This is a genomic window from Salinimonas lutimaris (genome assembly GCF_005222225.1).
In the GTDB taxonomy this organism is placed as follows: Bacteria; Pseudomonadota; Gammaproteobacteria; order Enterobacterales; family Alteromonadaceae; genus Alteromonas; species Alteromonas lutimaris.
The window spans coordinates 1,676,094-1,697,770 of record NZ_CP036536.1 but is presented as its reverse complement, the minus strand read 5'-3'; the positions used below and the strand labels follow the sequence as shown (position 1 = coordinate 1,697,770).

The 21,677-nt window shown below is 48.4% G+C and carries 26 protein-coding genes; 12 read left to right on the top strand and 14 right to left on the bottom strand.

Annotated elements, in window-relative coordinates; all coding sequences use genetic code 11:
- Nucleotides 1-243: 243 nt before the first annotated feature.
- Both EZV72_RS07265 and EZV72_RS07260 read right to left on the bottom strand, forming a co-directional pair.
- Entirely contained in the window at nt 244-615 is a 372-nt protein-coding gene (locus EZV72_RS07265; protein ID WP_137166618.1) for a hypothetical protein, read from the bottom strand.
- Nucleotides 616-908: 293 nt separating this feature from the next.
- Nucleotides 909-2,168 (bottom strand): alpha/beta hydrolase family protein, encoded by a 1,260-nt coding sequence (locus tag EZV72_RS07260; protein ID WP_137166617.1) that lies wholly within the window; start codon nt 2,166-2,168, stop codon nt 909-911.
- A 141-nt stretch (nt 2,169-2,309) separates the two neighbouring features.
- Between EZV72_RS07260 and EZV72_RS07255 the strand changes: the two genes are divergently transcribed.
- From EZV72_RS07255 to EZV72_RS07220, 8 genes are all read left to right on the top strand, one after another.
- Nucleotides 2,310-2,744: a CBS domain-containing protein gene (locus EZV72_RS07255; protein ID WP_137166616.1), complete on the top strand. Its 435-nt coding sequence runs from the start codon at nt 2,310-2,312 to the stop codon at nt 2,742-2,744.
- 116 nt (nt 2,745-2,860) lie between these two features.
- Nucleotides 2,861-3,031, top strand: coding sequence for a DUF6435 family protein (locus tag EZV72_RS07250; RefSeq protein WP_137166615.1), 171 nt, complete (start codon nt 2,861-2,863; stop codon nt 3,029-3,031).
- 90 nt (nt 3,032-3,121) lie between these two features.
- Nucleotides 3,122-3,361, top strand: coding sequence for an RNA recognition motif domain-containing protein (locus EZV72_RS07245; protein WP_137166614.1), 240 nt, complete (start codon nt 3,122-3,124; stop codon nt 3,359-3,361).
- A gap of 93 nt (nt 3,362-3,454) precedes the next feature.
- Nucleotides 3,455-3,757: a helix-turn-helix domain-containing protein gene (locus EZV72_RS07240; protein WP_137166613.1), complete on the top strand. Its 303-nt coding sequence runs from the start codon at nt 3,455-3,457 to the stop codon at nt 3,755-3,757.
- Nucleotides 3,711-4,169 (top strand): IclR family transcriptional regulator domain-containing protein, encoded by a 459-nt coding sequence (locus tag EZV72_RS18620; protein ID WP_137166612.1) that lies wholly within the window; start codon nt 3,711-3,713, stop codon nt 4,167-4,169. Before EZV72_RS07240 ends, EZV72_RS18620 begins: the two co-directional genes overlap by 47 nt.
- 115 nt (nt 4,170-4,284) lie before the next feature.
- On the top strand, nt 4,285-4,674 hold the full coding sequence (locus EZV72_RS07230) for a GlcG/HbpS family heme-binding protein (RefSeq protein ID WP_137166611.1): 390 nt from the start codon (nt 4,285-4,287) through the stop codon (nt 4,672-4,674).
- Nucleotides 4,667-5,845 carry an MFS transporter gene (locus tag EZV72_RS07225; RefSeq protein ID WP_137166610.1) on the top strand — a complete coding sequence of 393 codons (1,179 nt, stop codon included), beginning with the start codon at nt 4,667-4,669 and terminating at the stop codon, nt 5,843-5,845. Before EZV72_RS07230 ends, EZV72_RS07225 begins: the two co-directional genes overlap by 8 nt.
- Complete coding sequence (locus EZV72_RS07220; RefSeq protein ID WP_137166609.1) at nt 5,842-6,120, top strand: putative quinol monooxygenase; 279 nt, start codon at nt 5,842-5,844, stop codon at nt 6,118-6,120. Before EZV72_RS07225 ends, EZV72_RS07220 begins: the two co-directional genes overlap by 4 nt.
- 15 nt (nt 6,121-6,135) lie before the next feature.
- Here the strand turns inward: EZV72_RS07220 and EZV72_RS07215 are convergent, their stop codons facing one another.
- The gene (locus EZV72_RS07215) at nt 6,136-6,570 is read right to left on the bottom strand and encodes a helix-turn-helix domain-containing protein (RefSeq protein ID WP_137166608.1); all 435 of its coding nucleotides are present in this window, start codon (nt 6,568-6,570) and stop codon (nt 6,136-6,138) included.
- 78 nt (nt 6,571-6,648) lie between these two features.
- Here EZV72_RS07215 and EZV72_RS07210 point away from each other — a divergent pair, with 78 nt between their 5' ends.
- A complete protein-coding gene (locus EZV72_RS07210; protein ID WP_137166607.1) occupies nt 6,649-7,122 on the top strand; it encodes a DUF2938 domain-containing protein in 474 nt (157 codons plus the stop codon).
- Nucleotides 7,123-7,494: 372 nt separating this feature from the next.
- On the opposite strand, the gene EZV72_RS07205 is transcribed toward EZV72_RS07210, so the two are convergent.
- The 6 genes from EZV72_RS07205 to EZV72_RS07180 all read right to left on the bottom strand — a co-directional run bounded on the left by EZV72_RS07205 (nt 7,495) and on the right by EZV72_RS07180 (nt 11,320).
- Nucleotides 7,495-8,127 carry a sugar O-acetyltransferase gene (locus EZV72_RS07205; RefSeq protein ID WP_137166606.1) on the bottom strand — a complete coding sequence of 211 codons (633 nt, stop codon included), beginning with the start codon at nt 8,125-8,127 and terminating at the stop codon, nt 7,495-7,497.
- A 36-nt stretch (nt 8,128-8,163) separates the two neighbouring features.
- Nucleotides 8,164-8,496 carry a YnfA family protein gene (locus tag EZV72_RS07200; protein WP_137166605.1) on the bottom strand — a complete coding sequence of 111 codons (333 nt, stop codon included), beginning with the start codon at nt 8,494-8,496 and terminating at the stop codon, nt 8,164-8,166.
- Nucleotides 8,497-8,552: 56 nt separating this feature from the next.
- On the bottom strand, nt 8,553-9,071 hold the full coding sequence (locus EZV72_RS07195; protein ID WP_137166604.1) for a phosphoribosyltransferase: 519 nt from the start codon (nt 9,069-9,071) through the stop codon (nt 8,553-8,555).
- A 234-nt stretch (nt 9,072-9,305) separates the two neighbouring features.
- Entirely contained in the window at nt 9,306-9,908 is a 603-nt protein-coding gene (locus EZV72_RS07190) for a CPBP family intramembrane glutamic endopeptidase (RefSeq protein ID WP_137166603.1), read from the bottom strand.
- A gap of 305 nt (nt 9,909-10,213) precedes the next feature.
- Nucleotides 10,214-10,579, bottom strand: a complete 366-nt coding sequence (locus tag EZV72_RS07185) for a DUF4870 family protein (RefSeq protein WP_137166602.1) — start codon at nt 10,577-10,579, stop codon at nt 10,214-10,216.
- A 384-nt stretch (nt 10,580-10,963) separates the two neighbouring features.
- A complete protein-coding gene (locus EZV72_RS07180) occupies nt 10,964-11,320 on the bottom strand; it encodes a winged helix-turn-helix transcriptional regulator (RefSeq protein WP_137166601.1) in 357 nt (118 codons plus the stop codon).
- A 120-nt stretch (nt 11,321-11,440) separates the two neighbouring features.
- Here EZV72_RS07180 and EZV72_RS07175 point away from each other — a divergent pair, with 120 nt between their 5' ends.
- Genes EZV72_RS07175 through EZV72_RS07165 form a run of 3 tightly spaced genes read left to right on the top strand, consistent with a single transcriptional unit; the run spans nt 11,441 to nt 13,158 of the window.
- Complete coding sequence (locus tag EZV72_RS07175; protein WP_137166600.1) at nt 11,441-12,025, top strand: NAD(P)H-dependent oxidoreductase; 585 nt, start codon at nt 11,441-11,443, stop codon at nt 12,023-12,025.
- 55 nt (nt 12,026-12,080) lie between these two features.
- A complete protein-coding gene (locus tag EZV72_RS07170) occupies nt 12,081-12,461 on the top strand; it encodes a hypothetical protein (protein ID WP_232364526.1) in 381 nt (126 codons plus the stop codon).
- The gene (locus EZV72_RS07165) at nt 12,454-13,158 is read left to right on the top strand and encodes a glutathione S-transferase family protein (protein ID WP_137166599.1); all 705 of its coding nucleotides are present in this window, start codon (nt 12,454-12,456) and stop codon (nt 13,156-13,158) included. Before EZV72_RS07170 ends, EZV72_RS07165 begins: the two co-directional genes overlap by 8 nt.
- 47 nt (nt 13,159-13,205) lie before the next feature.
- On the opposite strand, the gene EZV72_RS07160 is transcribed toward EZV72_RS07165, so the two are convergent.
- From EZV72_RS07160 to EZV72_RS07140, 5 genes are all read right to left on the bottom strand, one after another.
- Complete coding sequence (locus tag EZV72_RS07160; RefSeq protein ID WP_137166598.1) at nt 13,206-14,507, bottom strand: OmpP1/FadL family transporter; 1,302 nt, start codon at nt 14,505-14,507, stop codon at nt 13,206-13,208.
- Between the two features lie 446 nt (nt 14,508-14,953).
- A complete protein-coding gene (locus EZV72_RS07155; RefSeq protein ID WP_137166597.1) occupies nt 14,954-15,475 on the bottom strand; it encodes a TetR/AcrR family transcriptional regulator in 522 nt (173 codons plus the stop codon).
- Between the two features lie 65 nt (nt 15,476-15,540).
- Nucleotides 15,541-17,709, bottom strand: coding sequence for an alpha-N-acetylglucosaminidase (locus EZV72_RS07150; protein ID WP_175405067.1), 2,169 nt, complete (start codon nt 17,707-17,709; stop codon nt 15,541-15,543).
- A 117-nt stretch (nt 17,710-17,826) separates the two neighbouring features.
- Nucleotides 17,827-20,460, bottom strand: a complete 2,634-nt coding sequence (locus EZV72_RS07145) for a TonB-dependent receptor (protein WP_217495183.1) — start codon at nt 20,458-20,460, stop codon at nt 17,827-17,829.
- Nucleotides 20,461-20,638: 178 nt separating this feature from the next.
- Complete coding sequence (locus EZV72_RS07140) at nt 20,639-21,661, bottom strand: LacI family DNA-binding transcriptional regulator (RefSeq protein WP_137166595.1); 1,023 nt, start codon at nt 21,659-21,661, stop codon at nt 20,639-20,641.
- Nucleotides 21,662-21,677: the final 16 nt, after the last annotated feature.

The window sequence follows — 21,677 nt, the reverse complement described above, 5'->3', positions numbered from 1 at the left end:
TAAGCAAAAGCAAATCTCATCACGGATGATGAGATAGGGACAACAGGGACACGGATGTCCCTTTTGGCCCGCTTGGTTTTGCCTGTTCATCTAAAGCACAGCGTTGAGCGCACAGGGGCAGCGTGGGAGTCCAGAGGGTAATCGCCATTACCCTCTGGTTGCCGCCGGTCAACACCGGCAAAGGGTGGTAAGCCTGCGATATTCAATTAACGACTTAAGTCACTAACGTAGCGTTGCGCCCGGTTAGCCGCTCACAAGGGAGGTCGAGGTTTGCACTTTATGCCCCCTGGACGACGAGACCGAAAAAACATCGTGTTTATAGTCCGTCGTTCCTGCGTAAGCAGGAATCTCGTTAACAGGCTGACTGAAATAATCCTTGTGCTTGAGGTAGTCATTGCCCAAGGAGATCCCTGATAGCCCTTCGGGCTTCAGGGACGACGAGGTAATTGTGGAATTATCAACTACAGAGTATTCGAAGAAAGTAACGCTTTTGGGCCCCTTCAAGCGCAGCGTTGAGCGCACCCGGACAGCGAGGAAGCCCAGAGGGTAATCGCCATTACCCTCTGGTTGCCGCCGGTCAACACCGGCAAAGGATGGTAAACCTGCGATATTCAATTAACGACTTAAGTCACTAACGTAGCGTTGCGCTCGGTTAGCCGCTCACAAGGGAGGTCGAGGTTTGCACTTTATGCCCCCTGGACGACGGGCCGACGGGATTATTGTTGCTGCTGCGCGGTTAAGAGATGGCGGAAAATATGACGTCGTCCCCGCGAAAGCGGGAATCTCCGCAACAGGCTGGCTGATTCGAATCATCCTATCGCTTGAGGTAGTCAATGCCCAACGAGATCCCTGATATCGCTGCGCGATTCAGGGACGACGGGTGAACGTCAAAGACGACGATGCTCCCCTCACTGCTTGTGCTGCATACTCAGCCCAAGTCCCCAGCGCTTATCAAAACCTTTCCATGGCGCAGCGCCCTGCTCTTCATTACTATTCCCCTGAACATCCAGGTAACTACAGGCATTTTTATCCTGCTTTAGATAACAGTCCATCATCGCCAGACTAAAGTGCTCAATAATCATATTCAAACTCTGAATACGCCAGGCCGGCTCATAATATGAACCCAGATCAAACTCCTTGCTGTAGGCCTCTTCAGGGGCCGGATGCGGAGCAATATTATGACGGGCATTATGAATCGTCAGCATTTGGCTATCCGGGCTGCCAGTATTATCAAATAACCACTGAATGCCGTCATAACCGGAAATATCATCAGCATCACCGGCAACATACAGTACCGGTGTCTGAATCCGGGCCAGCGAGGCCGGGTCAAACAACTGATGCTGGCCGCCCCAGGGGGCAAGCGCTACCGTGGCAGACCAGCGCGGGTCCATTTCCTCACTGCTGGCGTTGCCACCAGCACAGGTATTGAGCTTATCGGCCAGTGCTTTTGCCTGCGCAGGCTCTTTGATACCGGTAAACTGACCCGCAGCACTGTCGCTGAACTGGTAGCAACCGCCCACTGTGCTCACTGCCCCATAGCCGCCCATAGAATAGCCAATTAAACCTGCGCGCTGCTCATCAATGTGCGTTTCAAACAGCGGTTCACGAAGCATGGCATCCAGAGTAAATTGCTGGTCTCTGGTACGGTTAAATAATGTGCTTGGGAAGCCCGCATAAGGCGACTCGGCAAAATTGATTTCTTCGTTGGTGGAATCAGTGTGATCTATGGCGGCCACAATATATCCATGGGAGGCCAGATGCTCACCCAGATAAAACATCAGATGCCGGTAACCTGTATAACCGTGACTTAACACCACCAGCGGATATTGCCCGTCAGCCAGATCAGCGTCCCGGCCGGCCTGCCCTTCAAGGGTAAAGACTGTGTGACTACGGGTGACATTTTCATACGTAGCCGGCGCAGTCTGCTTAACGGCCGGATACCATACTTCCAGCTTTAGCGAGCGCTCATTGCGATTATCACTCCATAATTCAGGATGCTGCTCGTCAGTAACTGTCACTGTGGTGACTCCCACCGGCATTTTTCCTTGCTCACTGAGTTGCGGTGTAACCTCAGCCGGCAGGGTTTGATACAGGTTTTGCGCGGCCATGACGGGGCCGCTTATTGCCAGGCCTGCTGTAAAAATCAATGTAGGGTTAAACGTTTTCATTTTTAGCTCTGTTTGTTGTTAACAAAATGATAATAACACCCTGTTTGCACAGAACAATGGCCGAAACCGGAATTGGAATAAAAAATCGCTGTTTTTCTAAACCACTTTTATACTTATCTAAAACAATAAAGCGGATTTTCTATGAATGTGAGCCAGATTATGTCTGCCCGGGTGGTGAGCGTGCACCTGGATGACAGTTTGCAGACCTTGCGCGAATTATTTGATGCCACCGGCTTTCATCACCTGGTGGTGGTACAGGACAATAAACTGGCCGGTATCATTTCTGACCGGGACTTATTAGCAGCACTCAGCCCATTTGCAGACACCCTGAGTGAGCGTGCCCGGGACCGTGCAACGCTGGATAAACGGGCGCATCAGATCATGACTCGTCATGTCATTACCCTGCAGCCGACAGACTCTGTAGTCAGCGCCATGCAACGCTTTAACCAGCATACTGTGTCCTGCCTGCCGGTTGTCGATGCCCGACAGCATCCCGTTGGCATGGTGTCATGGCGTGATATTTTGCGCTATATGGAAGCCAGAATCACGCAACTGAAAACTCCTCATAGCGCCTGATAGTGCTGGTCAGTCGCTGCTTTTACCGCAACACCGGACTATTGCGTGAAGTTAATCAACCTGATGCTGCAAATACGTTATTCTCATAAAATAACCACTGTTTCACCGGTACCATTATGTTTTCATTTTTACGGCGCGACCCCACCAAAAAGTTACAAAAACAACACGCAGCATTGCTGGAAAAAGCCATGCATGCACAGCGAAACGGAGATATCAGAACTTATTCTGCAATGACCGCCGAGGCAGAAGAGCTGGCAAAGCGCATTGAAGTGCTTAAACAGCAGTAAAAACGGCCTGTGGTATTAAAAACACAATCCTGGCTTGGTTAAACACCGCATACCTGAGATAATCGGGCTCTTTTCTTATAGAAGTACACTATGAAACTTTTAGTTCGTAACCTCGCCAGAACAGTAACAGAGCAGGAAATCTACAGTCTTTTCAGTGAATATGGCACCGTAGCACAATGTGATCTGGTTCTGGATAAAGAAACCGGCCTGTCTAAAGGCTTTGCGTTTGTTGAAATGCCAGACGCGGCCGAAGCCAAAAAGGCCTGCCATGAGCTGCAACATAAAAATATCGCCAAAAGCAAAATCAGGGTTAAGTTTGCCCAAAACTAACACGTCGTACATTACCCCGGCATAGTCTGCTTTGCATCCCTTAAGCGCGTATTGCCGTCTACTGGTGTAATACTTACTGGCTTATCACTTAACATGACGAATCCGCTAAAGACAATTCAATCGGTAGAACGGGCATTTGCGCTGCTTGAGGCGCTGGGCTCTTTGGGTGGTCAGGCACGCCTGAGTGAGCTGGTCAGTTACTGCGGGCTGAATAAAACCACTGCTCACGGACTACTCAATACCCTGATTTCACTGGGTTATGTGCAGCGCCAGGATAACCTGTATAAGTTGGGCAGCCGTTTAGGTGCGCTGGCTCAGCCGGTGATGGCCCAACACGAGTCCGTGCGTAATCGTTATCAGGCTCTGCTGGAATATACCGCCAGTCAAATCTGGTGAAACCAGTTATCTGGCAGTACCGGGCGGCAATCAGGACTATGTTTATGCTGAAGCCATACAGGGAGGCAATAGTCTGCGTCTGGCTAACCCACGGGGTAAGCGCGAAAAGCTGAACACATCTGCCATTGGTAAAGTATTTCTGGCTTTCACACCGCAACTGGTTCGACAGTTGCGCAAAACCGGGAGTATGTCAGAGACGTTGTCTGGTGAACTGACTGAAATTTACCGGCAAGGTTATGCGCTTGATCTGGAACAGGCTGAAATTGGTCTGAACTGCCTGGCTCTGCCGCTTTATGATAATGGCGACGTCATCGCGGTACTGGGGGTAGCAGGACCAGCAGCCCGGCTTCCGGAAAGCCGCTTGCATACGCTGGCCGGTCAACTTCAGCGAGTTCATTTTTCATCACCATAGCTACATTTGTTCGGCATTATCAAACATTGCACCGCAATTCCGCTCTTCTCTTTTGCTAAGCCCCTCACGCTCTTACTCTGCACACCAACCTTTTTAAGATACGGAGTGGCAAAGTATGCAATTAGCACAAGCACAGCAGTTAGTCAGTAACGCTCAACACGCAGCGCAGCGAGAGGGTTTTCATATCAGTGTGGCGGTGGTGGATCAGGCCGGTTTGCAGGTGCTGTTTGCCCGTATGGATAACACAGCGCTGGGAACCATTGATGTAGCAATCAAAAAAGCCCGCACCGCTGCGCTGTTTCATACCGACTCTGCTGCTTTAGGTAGTATGGCCCGGGCTGGCGCTGACCTGTACACACTGGAGTCGACCAACAACGGCATGATCAGTTTTGGTGGTGGTCTGGTAATTCGTGATGAACAGGGTCAGGTTATCGGGGGCCTAGGAGTTGCCGGTGCCACTCTTGAAGCTGATGAGCAACTGGCTCAGGAGGCGCTGTATGGCTGATAAGATGCGTCTTCATCCGGGAATTTATCTGTTGTCGCTGACTGCATTTGCCATCGGCGTAGCCGAATTTATTGTAGTGGGTGTACTTAACAGTATTGCCAGCGACCTTAATGTGCCGCTGGAAAAGGCCGGCTCACTGGTCGGTCTGTATGCACTGGCACTGGCTCTGGGTACGCCGGTGGTAACCCTGCTTCTGGCCCGGTTTAACAAAAAGCCTGTGCTATTGGCGCTTATTGCCATATTCAGCTTGGGTAACCTAATCTCTGCTACCGCCAGCACCTTTGACATGTTGCTGGCTGGTCGGCTCCTGACCGCGGTGGCACATGGCAGCTTTTTTGCCATTGGCGCAACCGTGGCAGCCGCGCTGGCCGGTAAAGGCAATGAATCCCGCGCCATTGCCCTGATGTTTGCCGGCCTGACTCTGGCGATGGTTATCGGCGTTCCTCTGGGCAGCTTTATCGGCAATCTAGCCGGCTGGCAATGGCCATTTGTAGCGGTACTGGTGGTGGCCATTATTTCACTGGTCGCCACTGCAATCATGCTTCCCCGACCGGAAGTCACGCCGTCAGCTGATGTCAAAACACAACTGTCAGCGCTTAAGAACCCGCATATTCTAGCCATGATGGGCGTAACGATTTTAGGCTTTGGCGCGACCTTTACCGCGTTCACTTATGTCACGCCTATTATGGTACAAATCAGCGGGTTTACCGAGCAAACCGCCAGCATTCTGCTGCTGATATTCGGGGCTGCCACCTTTATCGGTAATCTGGGTGGGGGCAACGCATCAGCCCGGTTTGGCTGGAACAAAACGCTTTTGGGTAACTTCAGCGCGCTGGCACTGATACTGGCTTTTCTGCTGGTTGCGATGTATCAGCCGTGGCTGATGGCAACCACATTATTTGCCTGGGGGATTCTGGCCTTTGCGTTATCTCCTGCCCTGCAAACCGGCATGCTCAGCATTGCCCAGGCCCATACGCCCAAAGCGGTGGATTTTACCTCAGCGTTGAATATTGCTGCATTTAATCTGGGCATTGCGCTGGGCGAAACAGCGGGCGGGCGCTTAGTATCAGCCGGTGAACTGGCGTATACCCCGGCAGCCGGCATTGTCATGGTCATACTGGCACTTGCACCTCTGTCCTATTTAACCTTTACCAACAGGAGAACCGCATGATTACATTACTGGTAGGACTCACCATTGATAGACAATACATTGAGCAATTTGAACAGGCTGTTAAGGTGCTGGTAGACAAAAGCCGTCAGGAACCCGGGGCTTTACGCTACGAACTAGCTCGCACCGATACCGGCCGCTACTATATTGTGGAGCAATGGGCCAGCCAGCAGGCGCTGGACGCGCACGAAAACACCGCGCACTTTATTGCCTTTGGTGAGATGGCAGCAACCTGGATCACACACCGGGAAGTATTTGAGGGCACTGAAAAACCTTAGCGGTTCGCCCCGGGTTTATGTTGGCGGTAACGGGCTTCGGCGCGTTACTGCCCCGCCATCGCCCAGTTCGCCGGCCGCGGCAAGACCCATCAGGCGTCTGAACCGCGGGCATTCCAGATGACTGGGCGCCGTACACTGAGCCACGTGGCGCAGTCCGTCGCGCATCGTTTTCAGCGTAGTGATATTACGGTCAAGCTCGTCGGCTTTATTTAGCAGTAACTCACGGTCAATCTCAGGCTCGGTTTGATGGCCCAACATCGCACCAATCTCATTCAGGCTCAGCCCGGCAGCCCGTCCAAGGGCAATCAGCGCCAGACGGTCGGTCACATCGGGCTTAAACACGCGGCGAAGCCCCTGTCTGCCCACTGATGTAATCAGCCCTTTTTGTTCGTAATAGCGTAGCGTTGATGCCGGAACACCGGTTTTCCTGGCTACCTGAGAAATATCCATTATCACTCTTGACCTAAAGTTGACTTTAAGTTGTAAAGTAGCAGCCGTCTTTTTGATGTTCAACCAACAGGTGAATTTATGCATACTTATACAGCGATACTGCTGCTTGGCGTCGGCGCTACCGCCATCACTGATTTATGGGGCATGGTGCGGTCTAAATGGCTGGGCATTCCTTTTCCTGATTACGGCATGGTGGGACGCTGGCTGCTACATATGCCTGCTGGCAGATTCCGCCACACCAGCATGGCCAGCGCGACACCTAAACCCGGTGAGCTGGTATTTGGATGGCTGGCTCATTATGTGTTGGGAATCGTTTTCGCCGGCCTGTTACTTCTATTTACCGGCAGCCATTGGCTGGCGCAGCCAACCTTCTTACCCGCTCTTGCAACCGGAATTATCACTGTGGTAACACCATTTTTTGTGATGCAGCCGGGTATGGGTTTGGGTATAGCAGCCAGTAAAGCGCCCGCTCCGGCATCAGCAAGAATAAATGCGCTGATCACCCATGGGGTATTGGGTGTAGGATTATATCTGACGGGTATCGTGATATAAGCGGTCCGGCATAATCGATGGCTCATTTTTGATGAGCCATCACGATGACCTTGAGGCAGCCGTATCAGCCCGGGTACTGCTATTTAGATACACTACCGTACTGAATGCCCTGCGGGGTGCGGCATGAGCAAGATGCCCCCAGGATATCCTGCTGTTCCAGCGGGCAGCTCCGCAGCCCCACACAGTCAGAGCACTGCGAGATGTAGCAGTTTTTCCCCAACTCCATATCAGGTGTGGCAGCCGTCTCATCCGGTACGGTGTAACAGCCGGAAACCAGTATGCTGACTACCACAACTCCCCCATAAATCCATGGTTTTAAGAGCATAGCTAACCTCGTTTTTATTCAATACCGGCCAAATACGACGGAGAAAATCAGGGATCCATCAGGAACTGTAAAGCCGGATCAAACTGTCGGTCTTTGAAGTACCTCTGCTTGTCATTTTCACCAATGGGCCTGAGTACCCGGCATGGATTACCCACCGCCACCACATTGGCGGGAATATCCCGGGTCACTACGCTACCAGCGCCAATAACAGAGTTTTCACCAATGGTCACACCGGGCAACACCACGGTGTGTGCGCCAATCCAGACATTATTTTCAATAGTGACCGGCATATTGAACTGTCCGACGTGTCGGCGTAGCCCCGGCTCTATAGGATGCCCGGCGGTTGCCAGCGTTACATTGGGCGCAAACATCACATAATCCCCAATGGTAATCGTGGTATCGTCGACCAGGGTCAGGTTGAAATTGGCATACACCTGCTTACCAACGTAAGTATGTTTTCCCCAGTTTGCCCTGAGCGGTGGCTCGAAGTAACAGTTTTCACCCATACGGGCAAACAGTTGGGTTAAAATCTGCTGGCGTCGTGCATGCTGTGACGGCCGAGACTGATTATAATCATAAAGAATTTCGAGGCACTGGGTTTGCTCGTCAACTAGCGCCGGTTCATGCGAAAAATACACCTCACCGCTGTGCATTTTCTGTTTTATTTCATCAAGCGACATCGTTATTTTCCTGCTAAAAAGCGCTGACCGGCCGGTTCAGGCGGTGCGTGGGGCAAACATAATAATGGCCATGCCCATCATCGCCACAGTAACACCAACCACATCCCAGATACCCGGGCGAATACCATCAACCAGCCATAGCCAGATAATGGCGGCAAAGATATAAACGCCGCCATAAGCAGCGTACACCCTGCCTGCGGCAGTGGGATGTAATGTCAGCAACCAGGCAAATAAGGCCAACGACACGGCAGCGGGTACCAGTAACCAAACCGACTTGCCCTGTTTTAGCCACAGATAAGGCAAATAACAGCCCACCAGTTCTGCCACTGCGGTAAGCAAAAACAGTCCAATGGTTTTTAATTCGGGCACACATGCTCCTTGTTTGTTTTTAGCCTAAAACGCCTGATGATGCAGATAAGCCATCATTACCTCACCAGTTTGCTAACAAACGGGACATGTCTGAGTTTATCTTTCCACGGCAGGCCATAGCCTACCAGTAAATCATCATCAGGCATTTCATAAGCATAATATTCGGTTACCGGAATGCTAACCCGCCCGGGCTTCACCAGTAAAGTGGCGACCGCCAGTGACGCTACCGCGTAATGATGCCCGATATGCTCAACAAGGCGCTTCATTGTACCGCCCGACTCAATGGCATCGTCAATGATAATCACATGCTTGCCGGCCAGCGGAATATGCTGGTGAAACACAATGGTTGACTGATTGTGTCTGTCGCCGGGAGTATGCGGGCAGGAAATATAATCCATGATGATGTCAAAAGTGAGTTTGCGCACCAGGTCCGCAGTAAACAAAATACCGCCCGGCACCACGGTAATAACCACCGCTTCACTGTAAACCTGATTGAGCCGGGCTGCCACCAGCTGCACACCTTGGGCGATTTCGGTTTCACTGAACACCTGCTGACCAATATGGGCTGATTGCATTTAAAACGTCCAAAATAAAAAATTGTATTGTATCTGCTGTCAGGGGCCAGACAGAGATTTACTCAATGAGGCTATGGCTAGCTAAACCTTCGTATAGAAAAGATTTACAAGTTGCAGGCAACCCAAAGATGATCCGCCTTTAGCTATTGCCGATCGCTCTTCACTTGACGTGCTGGTATACCGTTATATTTTCAAGTATTACATATTGAATAGCCAGCCGGACAGGCACAACATCTATTCAGTACGTTCTTTAAAGTATCCTAATTTATTGAGCACTGCCGATTTTATCAAACCAGGCTCAATAGCAGCGGTAACCAGAGTGTGAGCAATGATACATAGCGCTAAATTTCTTTCGCTCACGATATAGACCAGAGCCAGCCCACAGCCTAGAAAGAAGGTGTAGAACGTGGCATTAACGGCTGCTGAAACTGCTTTTCCGCCCCAAACCAGATGAGCCATACCAAACCCGATACCCGATAATATGATTTGAGAAACTGTGCCAAAACCTGCTTCAAGCAGATAATCCATAAGCAACTTTCTAAAAACGAGTTCTTCAAACACGCCAGATACCAGCGCGCCTGTTAAGGCGGCACATTTTAGTTTATCAAACCTGAACATATGCTCGCGCACCTGAGAAATACTGGCCGCGCCCCAAATATAACAAGCCACTACCACAGCCGCCACTAACCACGACAACAGACTCATATTCGCAATAGCTGAAAATCCCAGCATGCCGATAAAATCATCAGAGGTTATAACCCAGTAGAAAAGGATTCCCCCCTGGACCAGGATAATGGCAGATATAATTTTGAGCGTCTGATATTCAGCAGTTGGCATAAGTATTCCTTACTTATTAATTTAATGATTAGGCGTGTAACTTAGTACTGCTTCTGACTATATTAGAATAACTGAATGTATATTCTTTTAAAGCGGAAAATAGTTCACATTTTAATCTGCACTGCCTTTTTTCAACACAGAATGCACTTACGCATCAGAATCTGTCGACAGCGCCGTCGCTTAAAATTTTAAATAATTGAGGTAGAACAAAAACGTGGAATGTTGTGCAGCGCTATTGTCTAGCTTAGTGTTAGAAAGGTACGCAGCAGAGGAGCTTTTTCAAAGCACTCTGCCACATGAGCTGATTAGCCGTGGTAAGCTTTGTTTGAAGTAATCTTTGCAAGACCTTTTACGATCTTGAAAATGGACCAAATCCAAACCGCTAACAGCATAAAATAACCAACAACAATTACCGATAGCATCGCGCCTAAAATTGAAAGCCCTAACCCCCACCAGAATGTTTTGATGATATTTGTGTAATGGTCCTCAAATACTGAGCCCTGGGCTTCGCCTTTTTTTACCATTGCCCAAATAGCGCCCACTATCCAGAAAACTCCCGTAAACATACCTACGACCATAAGACCATAAGCAATCAGGGCATTTGTTTTTGCCGCATCATCTTTTGTACTAAGAGAGGCTGGAGCCACACTTGCTTCTTGCATTTCTGACATTGGTTTCTCCTTTATTGTCAGTTTACTAAAATCCGTATCACTATCGTTGTTGCCTGACATGGCGCTGATGAAGATTTTTTCGCCACACAAAACATTTATTTTTTACTAATTAAAATTAGATTAATACAAAAATAGTTTTATTACTATCGTTTAGTTACTGTTTATTTACACAATGGATTAGCATGATTCACTGCCACTAAGTAAGGGAAAGCGCGGCGGTTTTTATGGCGGGAGTGCGTTTTACGAAGGGGGCTTTGATAAAAAAGCGGCTCGGGTCAGGGCACGGCAGATAACATCTGTAACGGCACACAAGAAGCACCGCTGGCAGAACAGCCTGTGGCCAGTTTAGGCAGGCTCAGGAGGCCACAGGACTTTGTCGAGCATTTATGACTGATGCTGCTCCATCCATACACGCATCTGTTCAAGAATCACCAGCGCTGAGCGGCCATAATCGGTCAGGTGATAAGCCACCGCTATAGGACGGGTATCTAGCACTTCCCGCTTCACCATGCCATTGGCTTCGAGTTCTTTTAAGCGCTGGTCGATCATCTTTCTACTGGCCCCGCCCAGCATTCTGCATAAATCATTGAAACGCACAGGATTGTCTTTTAAGTGATAAATGATAGAGCCAGTCCACTTGCCGCCAATCAATCGCATACCCTGCTCAATGGCGCAAGGCTCCGTACATGCATTTAAAACTATTTTTCTTCCGCTAGTCTCTGTTTTTACTTCACTTTTCATATTATTCACCAAAAATTCAGGGTAGTAACAAAAAGTATACTAATTGATTATGGTTACCCGGTAACTAAAATATACCACAGATGTTTGATTCTGACCTACCGACTTTTTAAGGAGTCTGCAATGAGTAATATTTTAATCATTAATGCCCATCAACCCTACCCGTTTTCTCCCGGCCGGCTGAACAGCACCCTGGTGGATCTTGCTGTGAGCACCCTTCACAAAAAAGGGCATGCAACCCGGGTCGTTACCATGCAGGACGAGATTGATGTTGATACCGAGCTGGCTAACCACCAGTGGGCAGATATTGTCTTGCTGCAAAGCCCGATTAACTGGATGGGTGTGCCCTGGTCGTTTAAAAAATATATGGATGAAGTCTACACCGCCGGGATGGGAGGTGCGTTGTGTCATGGTGACGGGCGCAGCGCAGAGGCTCCCAAACAACACTATGGTACCGGAGGCACGTTAACCGATACCCGGTACATGATGTCTGTGACGCTAAACGCTCCGGCAGAATCATTTAACGATAGCAGTGAGTTTTTGTTTGCCGGTAAGAGCCTGGATGATTTGCTATTCCCGATGCATGCTAACTTTGCATTTTTTGGTATGCAGGCCATGCCTACCTTTGCCTGTTATGACGTGATGAAAAATGCCGACATTGAAAACGATCTGGTGCGTTTTGAAGCACATCTGAACGCCCATTTTTAGTCGATGGTAGCCCGCTGCTGCGGGCTTTTTTACATGCCAAAACAGGTAACAAATCATGAAATTAATTAAATCGTTTTTATTGTCCGCTGTACTTAGTGTTAGCGGTACAGCCGTGGCCGCTCAAACACCTGAAGCCGGACATATTGCCTCACCCAAGCAGTACTCGCTGCTATTTGAAAATGACAAGGTGATGGTTTTAAAAATGGTGCTGGCGCCAGGTGAGTCCGATACGCTGCACCATCACAATAATGAAACCGTATATTTTCAACAGGGCGGAAAGCTGAAAATCTCGGTGCCTGGTGAAAAACCGCTCATTGCGCAGATACCGGATGAGCATATTATGTGGCACCAAGCGTGGATTCATCAGGTAACCAATCTGGGCAAATCCAGGGTAGTAGCGATTATTACTGAACAAAAAGGATCTGAACATGAGTAAGCAGCCAGATATTCATTTATATACAGCATCCACCATGAATGGCTGGAAACCGGTGATATTTCTTGAAGAAGCCGGCGTTGAATATGATCTTACACATATCGACTTCTCGGCCAGAGAACAAAAGTCAGCAGCCTATATGCAGTTGAATCCAAATGGGCGAATCCCGACTATTGTGGATCGCAGCAATGATGATTTTGCAGTTTTCGAATCTGGGGCGATTTTGTGGTATCTGGCAGAAAAATATAACCGGTTTTTACCTGACTCAGCCAAAGCGCGCTCACAAACCCTGCAATGGGTGATGTTTCAGATGGGCGGTATTGGGCCCATGATGGGTCAGGCTATGTATTTTCAGCGTATAGCCGCTAAAAACGGCAATGAAGACCCGTTTGCCATCAAACGCTATGTAGATGAAAGCCGGCGTTTGCTGGAAGTGCTGGATACCCGCTTAGCCGGGCGTACTTATCTGGTAGACGAGCAATACACGATTGCCGATATGGCAGCCTACCCGTGGGCGCGGGCTTATTACTGGGCTAATGTATCTGTTGACGGGCTGGATAATTTACAAGCCTGGTTTGACCGGATAGATAAGCGCCCTGCTACCCAGCGTGCGCTAACCATTCCCGTCCCCTTCCCGGCTTTTTTTGGTCAGGGAGACGTGGCCGGCCAGGAATACGAAAATGCCAGTCGCTTTAAATAAAAAAACGGCAGTCAGTGACTGCCGTTTTTTTTATTTTTTACCCGCTATCAGAAGCTGTGGTTAACCTGTACGCTCAGGATATGCGCGTTGGCAGACTGTGTACCAACCATGGTTGACGTAATACCTGTTGAGCCTAAAGCCCGTGACTTATTGATATTGGCTTCGCGACCATCAATAAAGGCATAACCCACATCAAACGATGTGTCCTTAGTCATGTTGTACGTCATACCGGCGGTGTACCACACGCGATCGGTGTCCGGAATGCTCAGAGAACGGTTTTCAGTAGTCACTACACCGTCATCGTAGGCAAAGCCAGCGCGCAGAGTATATTCATCGTTAAGCATGTAAGTCACACCTAACGAACCACGCCATGAATCATCAAAGTTTTCTTCTTTGATCAGGAAATCATCACCGCTGGCCAGATTAGCTTCCAGTTTTTCAAATGTGCTCCAGTCAGTAAATACAACACTGGCCTGCACAGACCACTGATCACCCAGCTTCTGGTTTACAGCCAACTCTGTAATGGCTGCCAGATTCAGATCCAGGCTACCCGGCTGATTCAGGCCAGGAGTCAGAGCAGAGCTGACTTCACCGTCCAGTTCCAGCTTGGTTTCTGCACGATAAGACAGCGCCACATTAGTCATGCTGGTAGGCTGCCAGAAAACACCGGCATTCCAGCCGAAACCGTAGTCGTCACCTTCCAGTTTGAAAATAGATGCACCCTGCAGGTTTTCTGCTGGGACGCCGGTCAATTGAGAAAGAGCCGGCGCCAGTGAGTTTGGTACTGCTGAGCTGATTTCAGCATCGGCATAGGTCACGTTCATACCAAAACCCACACGCAGGGTATCATTCACTTTATAAGATACTGCAGGGTTAATGGTGAACGATTTGACTTCAGCATCGTTAGCAAAATGCGACGCTTCAAAATCGCTACCATAGTCGGTACGCAGACCATAAGTTGTGAAGGCGCCTAAACCAAACAACAGTTTGTCGTCCAGCGGTTTTACATAGAAAAATGACGGAATGATAGCAGTGTCGGCAATGTTATCTTCAGAAGCATTTACCGGCTCAGCCATTGCACCTGGTGTAAAGGACTGGCCTTCGATATCAACATTAGGATCGATGTAGTTGATGCTGCCGCTAACTTGAGATTTTTTAAATACACCAATCGCTGCCGGGTTAGTCGCCAATACTGATGCGTTTTCCGGTGTAGCAGCCTGACCGGCAAATGCACGACCAAGACCGTTTGCACTGTGCTCGTTAACCTGAAAGCCAGCCGCCATAACAGAAGAAGAAAGGCACGATACCGCTACGCCTACAGACAGAAACAATTTTGAGTGTTTAAACATAAAGCTCTCTGGTTTTAATGTGTTTTCTTAAGCCTGCACACCGTTTAACCGATGTGTTAAAAATCAGCCCCAAGTTTTTCCGGGGCGCATGCTACCAAAAGAGGTTACGTTTAAGTGGTACGACCTGCAATACCAAGCGCTTCCGTTTGCCTAAAAAACAGGCAAACAAATTGATAATTTTTTATTTAAGAGCATTTAACATGCATTTAAGATACATATTTAACATTTTATTATCATTTTAAGGTTATTTATTAATCTTACTTTATCGTTAAAGACAGAGGGCTGTACTAAAACTGTACTTAATTTTTGAGTTTGGGAGTCTCGAAAAAAGATTATCGTTAACGACGATGAGCGATTAAAACGCATTCCCACCCCTGCAAGCTAACAGGCATCTTCCTGCAGTACGACCAGTCGGAAACTGTGGTATTGGTAATTACGTAGCAAGTCTATTCACACAATAACTTAGCCAGGCGTTTGGCACCGGCTAATGCCTGTTCTTTATGAGTTGGCCAGGCCTGAGTCAGCCCCTCATGAATAATGGCAAGTTCACCGGCCGCCTGTGGCATTTTGCATACCGCGACAAGCCGTTCAATCACCTCATGTTTATGCGCCTGTAGCATGTGCAGAATTTCTTCATCATTGGGATAAGCCGCTACCGCACTATGAAACAGGCAGCCAGTTGGCGCATTGTGCTGCATCCACTGACTAACAGCCTCCAGAATCTCTGACAAGCTCTGTTCTGATGTCGCATCAGGTGGGGTAAAGATGTCCTGCAGATAGCGCTGATGCCGATATTCCAGCGCCGCCATAACCATTTTCTGACGAGACGGATAATACTTGTACAAAGTGCGCAGACTAACGCCAGACGCATCCCTTAACGCATCAACGCCCTGCTCGGCAAAACCTGAGGCAGCAAAGGCCTGCTCCAGGTTAGCAGCAATTTTTTGTGAAGTGGTATTTGCTTTCATAGCCCGCATAGTAGAACGGACTATTTACCTTTGCAATGTTGAACTAAATATATCCTGTAAACCGTTTAACGTAACAGCATCATTATCTGCTCAACAGGCTGTTCTGGCACATGTAACGGTGGAATACGGGTGCGATTAACCCAATCCTGTTCCCAATCAAGTATTTGCTGAGAAGTGGCATCATGATCAAATGGGATATGGTTAACTGCAGCTGTTCGCAAAGCCCGCAAATACATTTGCCAGCGGGGCAAATAAAATCCGGCATACATACCCTGCCACGCTTTAGAAGCATAATCTTTCAATTTTGGACCGCCCCATATCGTGATTTGTTGTCGTGCATTTTGCAGATACACCACTTCTTCCTGCGGGGTATCCGCGTAATTACTCGCATCGGTCAACCAGCTGTGCAGGCTTTCCTGGTGTAGCCCCATCAATGCATCAAGCTGTTTTATGTCACGAGTCACTGCCGCCGTCAGCCGGTCCCCCTTTTCTACATCGCCCTCTTTATAAGCGCTGACAGCCTGTTGAAGCTTAGAGTCAGTACGCAAACTCACCGCATGCTTGGTAAAGTCCACCAAATCGTACATAAATAAAGTGGAATTCTGATAATCCGGTGCCAGCTTTATCAGGGTAGCCAGCGCATCATTTAGCGCCTGTTCGTTTCCAGGGTGACCACCAAACTCCACCAGCGTTTCATCGGGCCGCTTAAATAACAGGTAAGCTCCGGCAGAGCCTTCCCACCAGCGACTTTGCCAATAGGAAGTTGAAAATACACCGTCTATGAGCTGTTTCCATGCTGCTATCAGAGTCGGGGATGTTTTGCCATATCGGGCCCGGGTATAAGTTTGCAACCACTTCTGCATATCTGGCTGAGTTTGCCATGGCAAGTCGAATAAAAACTCATAGGCTACAGAGTTATTATGCAGTCCTTCCGGAAACACACCAAAGCCGGTCATATTACCCTGAATATTCGCCTGCTCCGCAGTCTGTAGCTGGGTAACATAATCAGACAACCCAGCATATACAGGATCGGACCCACCATAATTATGAATAAACCCAAATACCCAGGATTTACCTTTAAATCCTTCAGTCCGTTGCCAGACATGGTAGCGATCGTTACCAATATCATGAATCATGGCTTGCTGGTCAGGCACGTTGCTTAAAAATGCCTCGATGGAGGGTAAGTCCCAAAATTCTTCATCAGCACCAAACATCCAACCTTGCATCACCCATACCGCATCATCGGATACCTGAGTAATGGAGGAAAATATGCGCTCGCCATAGCGAGCCAGATCTTCATAGCGGTTATCTTGCGATACCGGTGGCAACATTTCATTAAATGCATCGGATAAATAATAACGGTGCTTGCCATAGCTGTCGGTATACAGCTCGATAAAGCGCTTAGCTAGCTTATTGAATAGAGGATCTGCGGGATCAAGCCAGTAAGTCTCATGTTCAAACCCAGTCCATTTGGGCATGGCGTAAATTTTGGCATCAGGATGCTGAAGCGCAAACGCCTTAGGCACATAGCCGCTAAATGCAGGCACGACCGGCTGCATACCCAATTCTTCCATTCTAGCCAGTATCTTTTTCTGCAACTTATGCTTTTTGTTTATCCAGCTTTGCGGCAAAGGCCCGGCATGACTTTCTATATTGCCCATACGCTGCCAGGGAGTAAACGCCGGTCCGGAAAAATAGCTAGCCAACGCTTTATCACTAACGCCGAACTCGCTCCATAATTGCTGCCATACAAACTCCTGCCCTTCCATCGCTACCGGGTTATTCACACCATGCAACGCCATCCAGTCCAGTTCCTGCTCCCAGCGCTGCCAGGTCCACCAGGGTGTGGTATATCCATACGCGCATACATTCAAATAACTGCGCAGAGCAAAGGGTGTGGCCGTAACTTCGCTTTGTTGCGGCTGCCATCGTGTTGGCATCGCCACCCGGTTCCCTTCCCAACTGACACTCAGTGCTCCCTGTTCCCGCAAGGCCTCATATGCCCCGTAGGTCATTGCCGTAGTACTGTTTCCGCTTACTGTCATATGCGTATTAGTGGTCTTAACCTGGTACCAGTCAGGCTCATTATCAGCAATATATTTCATGATAACTCCCGGCTGATCTCGTCCGGTTACTCTGCTGATAACCTCGCTGGCGGCTTGCTCCTGTGCGCTGCGTTGTAGCGGCTTAACGACTGGCTCACTACATCCGTACAGCCCTGATAACAGCGCCATACCAACACATCCTAAAAGTACAAGGCGCAACGTATATATTTGCCTTTTTATCATTGCTTTACCCTTCTATTGCATGTGCCGCTGTTACCAGCGGCACTATGGCTCTTTCATGAAACGTTAAAACGAATACACGGCGTTCAGATAATAACTTTTACCAATGACACTAGTGGTTTGCCACACCGGCATGTCTTCGGTGAAGTAGGCTTCTTCATCATTTCCATTGATATTCAAAGCCCCAAAGCGTAAGTTCAGCTGGTCGGTCACGTTGTAGCTTAGCAATACGTCAATCTGATTTCTGCCATCCACTACCCGCCCCTCGCGAGCAAAAAATGCATCAGTATTATCCTGTACATACGGACTGCGATGGTTGAGCGCGACCCGTGCACTGAATACGTCATTTTCCCAGTAGCCGATAATATTCCAGGTTTCTTCAGAAGAATTAGTCAGCACAAAATCTTCATCATCCTCAGCGTCAATAAAGGTGTAATTAGCATTTATCCCAAAACCTTTTATTGGTAACCATGCATCCAGCCCCTGATTCCAGCCAATTTCATAGCCTTTGATAGTGGTGCCGGCATCATCGTTGTAAGTAGCTTCAATTTCATAAATGTTACCCTGCGCATCCAAACAGTCCTGCGGTGTACCAGTCAGAGCTGTGCCATTGTAATTTTCAGGGCAGACAAAATCAGTGACCGCACCGTTTTTTAACTCTTTCACAAATAGGGTTAACGCGAGGCTATCCCCTTCGCCGTAGTACCACTCCAGCCCCAGATCGGCCTGGTTAGCGGTGAGTGCTTCCATCTCCGGCTGTCCCAGATTTGCGGTATAAGTGGTGGTGCCGAATGAGTTTGCTGCTGATGTTTCAGAGGCAGCAATTTGCGAATTTGATGTGAGAATCGGCCTGACCAATACTTTGGCTGCGGCAAAACGGGCCTGAATCTCATCAGTGAGTTCCAATACCAGGTTCACGCTAGGCAAAAAGTTGCTGTAATCAAAGTCCGTAGATATTTCGCCCAGCGCAATTTTTATTTCACCATTGTCCTCGCGGCTGTCACCGGTGAGGTAGCTGTTTATTGTCCGGTCAGTGGTTTCATAACGCATTCCGATATTACCGCGAAACGGATACTCGCCAAGATAAGTATCAAAATCGGCCTGTAAATATACTGCCATAATGTCACGCTCTACACCGTAACTGGATTGTGGAGCAAAAAATGTTGGAATAGCCACACCTTCGGCTTCCAGTGCATCTCTGTATGCCTGAATGTCGGGAGCAATCCAGGCATGTTCCACCGACATTTGATTATCCAGAAAATCAGTCACCTGGTAGTTAAATTCACTCATCAGAGGAAGATCTTCTGGCGCAGCATCACCTATTGCGAAGCGGTCTGTACGATAAAACTCCCGGTTGAACTCTTCATTGCGATACTTGGCCCCAAAACTAATGCTCGTCACGAAGCCTTCATCAAACATTCGCATTGCATCAAACTGCAGCGCTGTTTCAGAGGAATCCATAAATCGTGACGCGCCGTTGGGATATTCATTACGTGGCATATCAGCCGGATACAGCGATGGATCAGTTAAGTCTTCTGCTACGTCAAATATCACATCATTGCGGTTTGTAATATCCATGGTTGCCGACACACTGGTAGCCAGAATCACTGCTTCTTCTGCATGTACAGCCTCACCGCTGGTGTAATGCGCAACACCACTATATAGCCAGTGGTCAGACTCATATTTGGCCTGCAGAGTAAAAGCTTTACTTGTTGCCTGCTTGTCTTCTGCCTGGCGGTTGTTTTCCAGGGTAAAATCTGAAATTTGCAGGCTATTATATACGCCGTTTACCGCCTCGCTGGTCAGGGTAATATCGTCAGCATCGAACAAAAATACCTGCTGGTTGAGATCTTGCTGAGTATCATCATCAGCATATATAGCGGTGAAGCTTGCCTCAAAGGCATCAGTCGGACGCCATTGAATAGTGCCATTGAACAGTTGACGCTCGGTTTCGCGATCAATCCGGCGATAACGCGGGCGGCGCGGATAGAAATTACCGTCATCATCACTAAACCAACGTCCCATCCACATGTTATCAACCCGGTCATCGAGCGCTTGATAACCTGCATTGAGGAATATGCCTATAGTGTCACCGGCAAACTGGTCGATATAGGTAATATTCGCTTTAGGGGTAACATCATCGGTGGGTGAAAACTCAGAATACTGGCCTTTTAACGACGCCACCACCTTACGGTCATTGTAAGCCAGAGGGCGCGTGGTATCGATATTGATAGTACCAGACAGACCACCAGTATCCATTTGCGCATTTGGTGATTTAATGACCGAGATAGACGACGCCAGCTCTGACTGGATAATGTCGTAGCGAAAACCACTGGTAAAATCTGCATTAGCCAAAGTCTGACCATTGACTGTAGTTCTGGCATACTGTGCGCCTAATCCACGTACACTGATTGTAGAGCCACGACCATTAATGTTAGAAATTTGCACGCCGGGAATTCGCTGAATCGCTTCGGCGATATTTTCAGTAGGAAATTTACCAATATCTTCAGACGTTATTATATCGGACACCTTGGTTTCATCCCGCTTAAGAGCAGCGGCCTTAACCAGACTGGAGCGATAGGTCACATCAATTCGTTCAATATCTGTATCTGACCCAGTTTCCTGCGCCACGGAAGGGTAACTCAATGCATAAAGAATGGCACTGGTTAGTACTGTCTTTCTGAATGATAAAAGCTTCATGTGTAGTTCCCACATTTCAAACATGTTGTGAAGGTCAATCCCGGCAAACGAACTGACAGCAGATTTATTGTTTTTATTGTGGTGATCATTTTTTCACCACCTCACTTCAAAACTACCCACTAATGTCAACGTTGTCAAACATAAAAATAAAATTAAATTCAGTTTTGTGAATTTATATTCATTGCGTTAAACAGGTTACAGAGTCTCTTTCAATTAAATTCAGGGTAAAGCCGGCAGACGAGATATGTTCCGTGTCTGGTTTCTGCATCATATTAATGACCAGCTTGGCAGCAGCTGCGGCAATCTGAACATTTGGCTGGTCGATAGTCGTCAAATGGGGCCAGGTCTGAATAGCAAACGGACTATTCTCAAATCCGGCAACAGAAAGATCTTCAGGTATTTGGTAGTTCAGAATCCGGGCTTGAAATACTGCGCCCGCCGCAATTTCGTCATTACAGGCCACAATCGCGGTAGGTTTATTGTCGCTTTCCATCAAAATACGTGTCATTTCCATGCCAGACTCAAACGTAAACTCACCATCCAGAATCAGGTTTTTATTAACACTCAGTCCGCGTTCAAGGTGGGCCTGTGTAAACCCTTTTAAGCGCCCCCGGCTAGACTCGTGACTGTCGTTAAACCCGATAAACCCAATAGACGTATGTCCTTGGCTGAGCAAATGAGAGGTCAGGGTTTGCGCGGCAGCCACATCGTCCACATAGACGACGGGTGCAAGATTATCAGGCGGCTCACTACCTGATAGGATTCTCACAACCTTAGCCTGCTGACCGATAAGAAAGGTCACCAGCTCACGATTTTCAGAAAGCGGAGGTGTCAGAATAACTCCACCAATCTGACTCGAACCAATCATGGCTGCCAGCTCTTTACCTACCTCTTCTGAGCGTGAATCCGTAGGATGAATGACCAGCTCGAATCCATTTTCACGGCATTGTGAAATAATGCCATTCTGCATTTCTATCACGTAATGGCTGTTAGGATTGTCGTACACAAAAGCCAGAGAAAATGGTGCTTTACGCATAGTTCTAGCGGTACGGTTGGGTTGATAATTGAGTTGTTTAATACATTCATTTACCCGCTCGCGTACTGAATCACTGACACTCGCTTCTTTATTCACCACCCGCGATACCGTTTTAAACGACACGCCGGCCAGCCGGGCTACATCCTTAATTGTTGGTTTTTTCATGCAAAAACATCCTGTG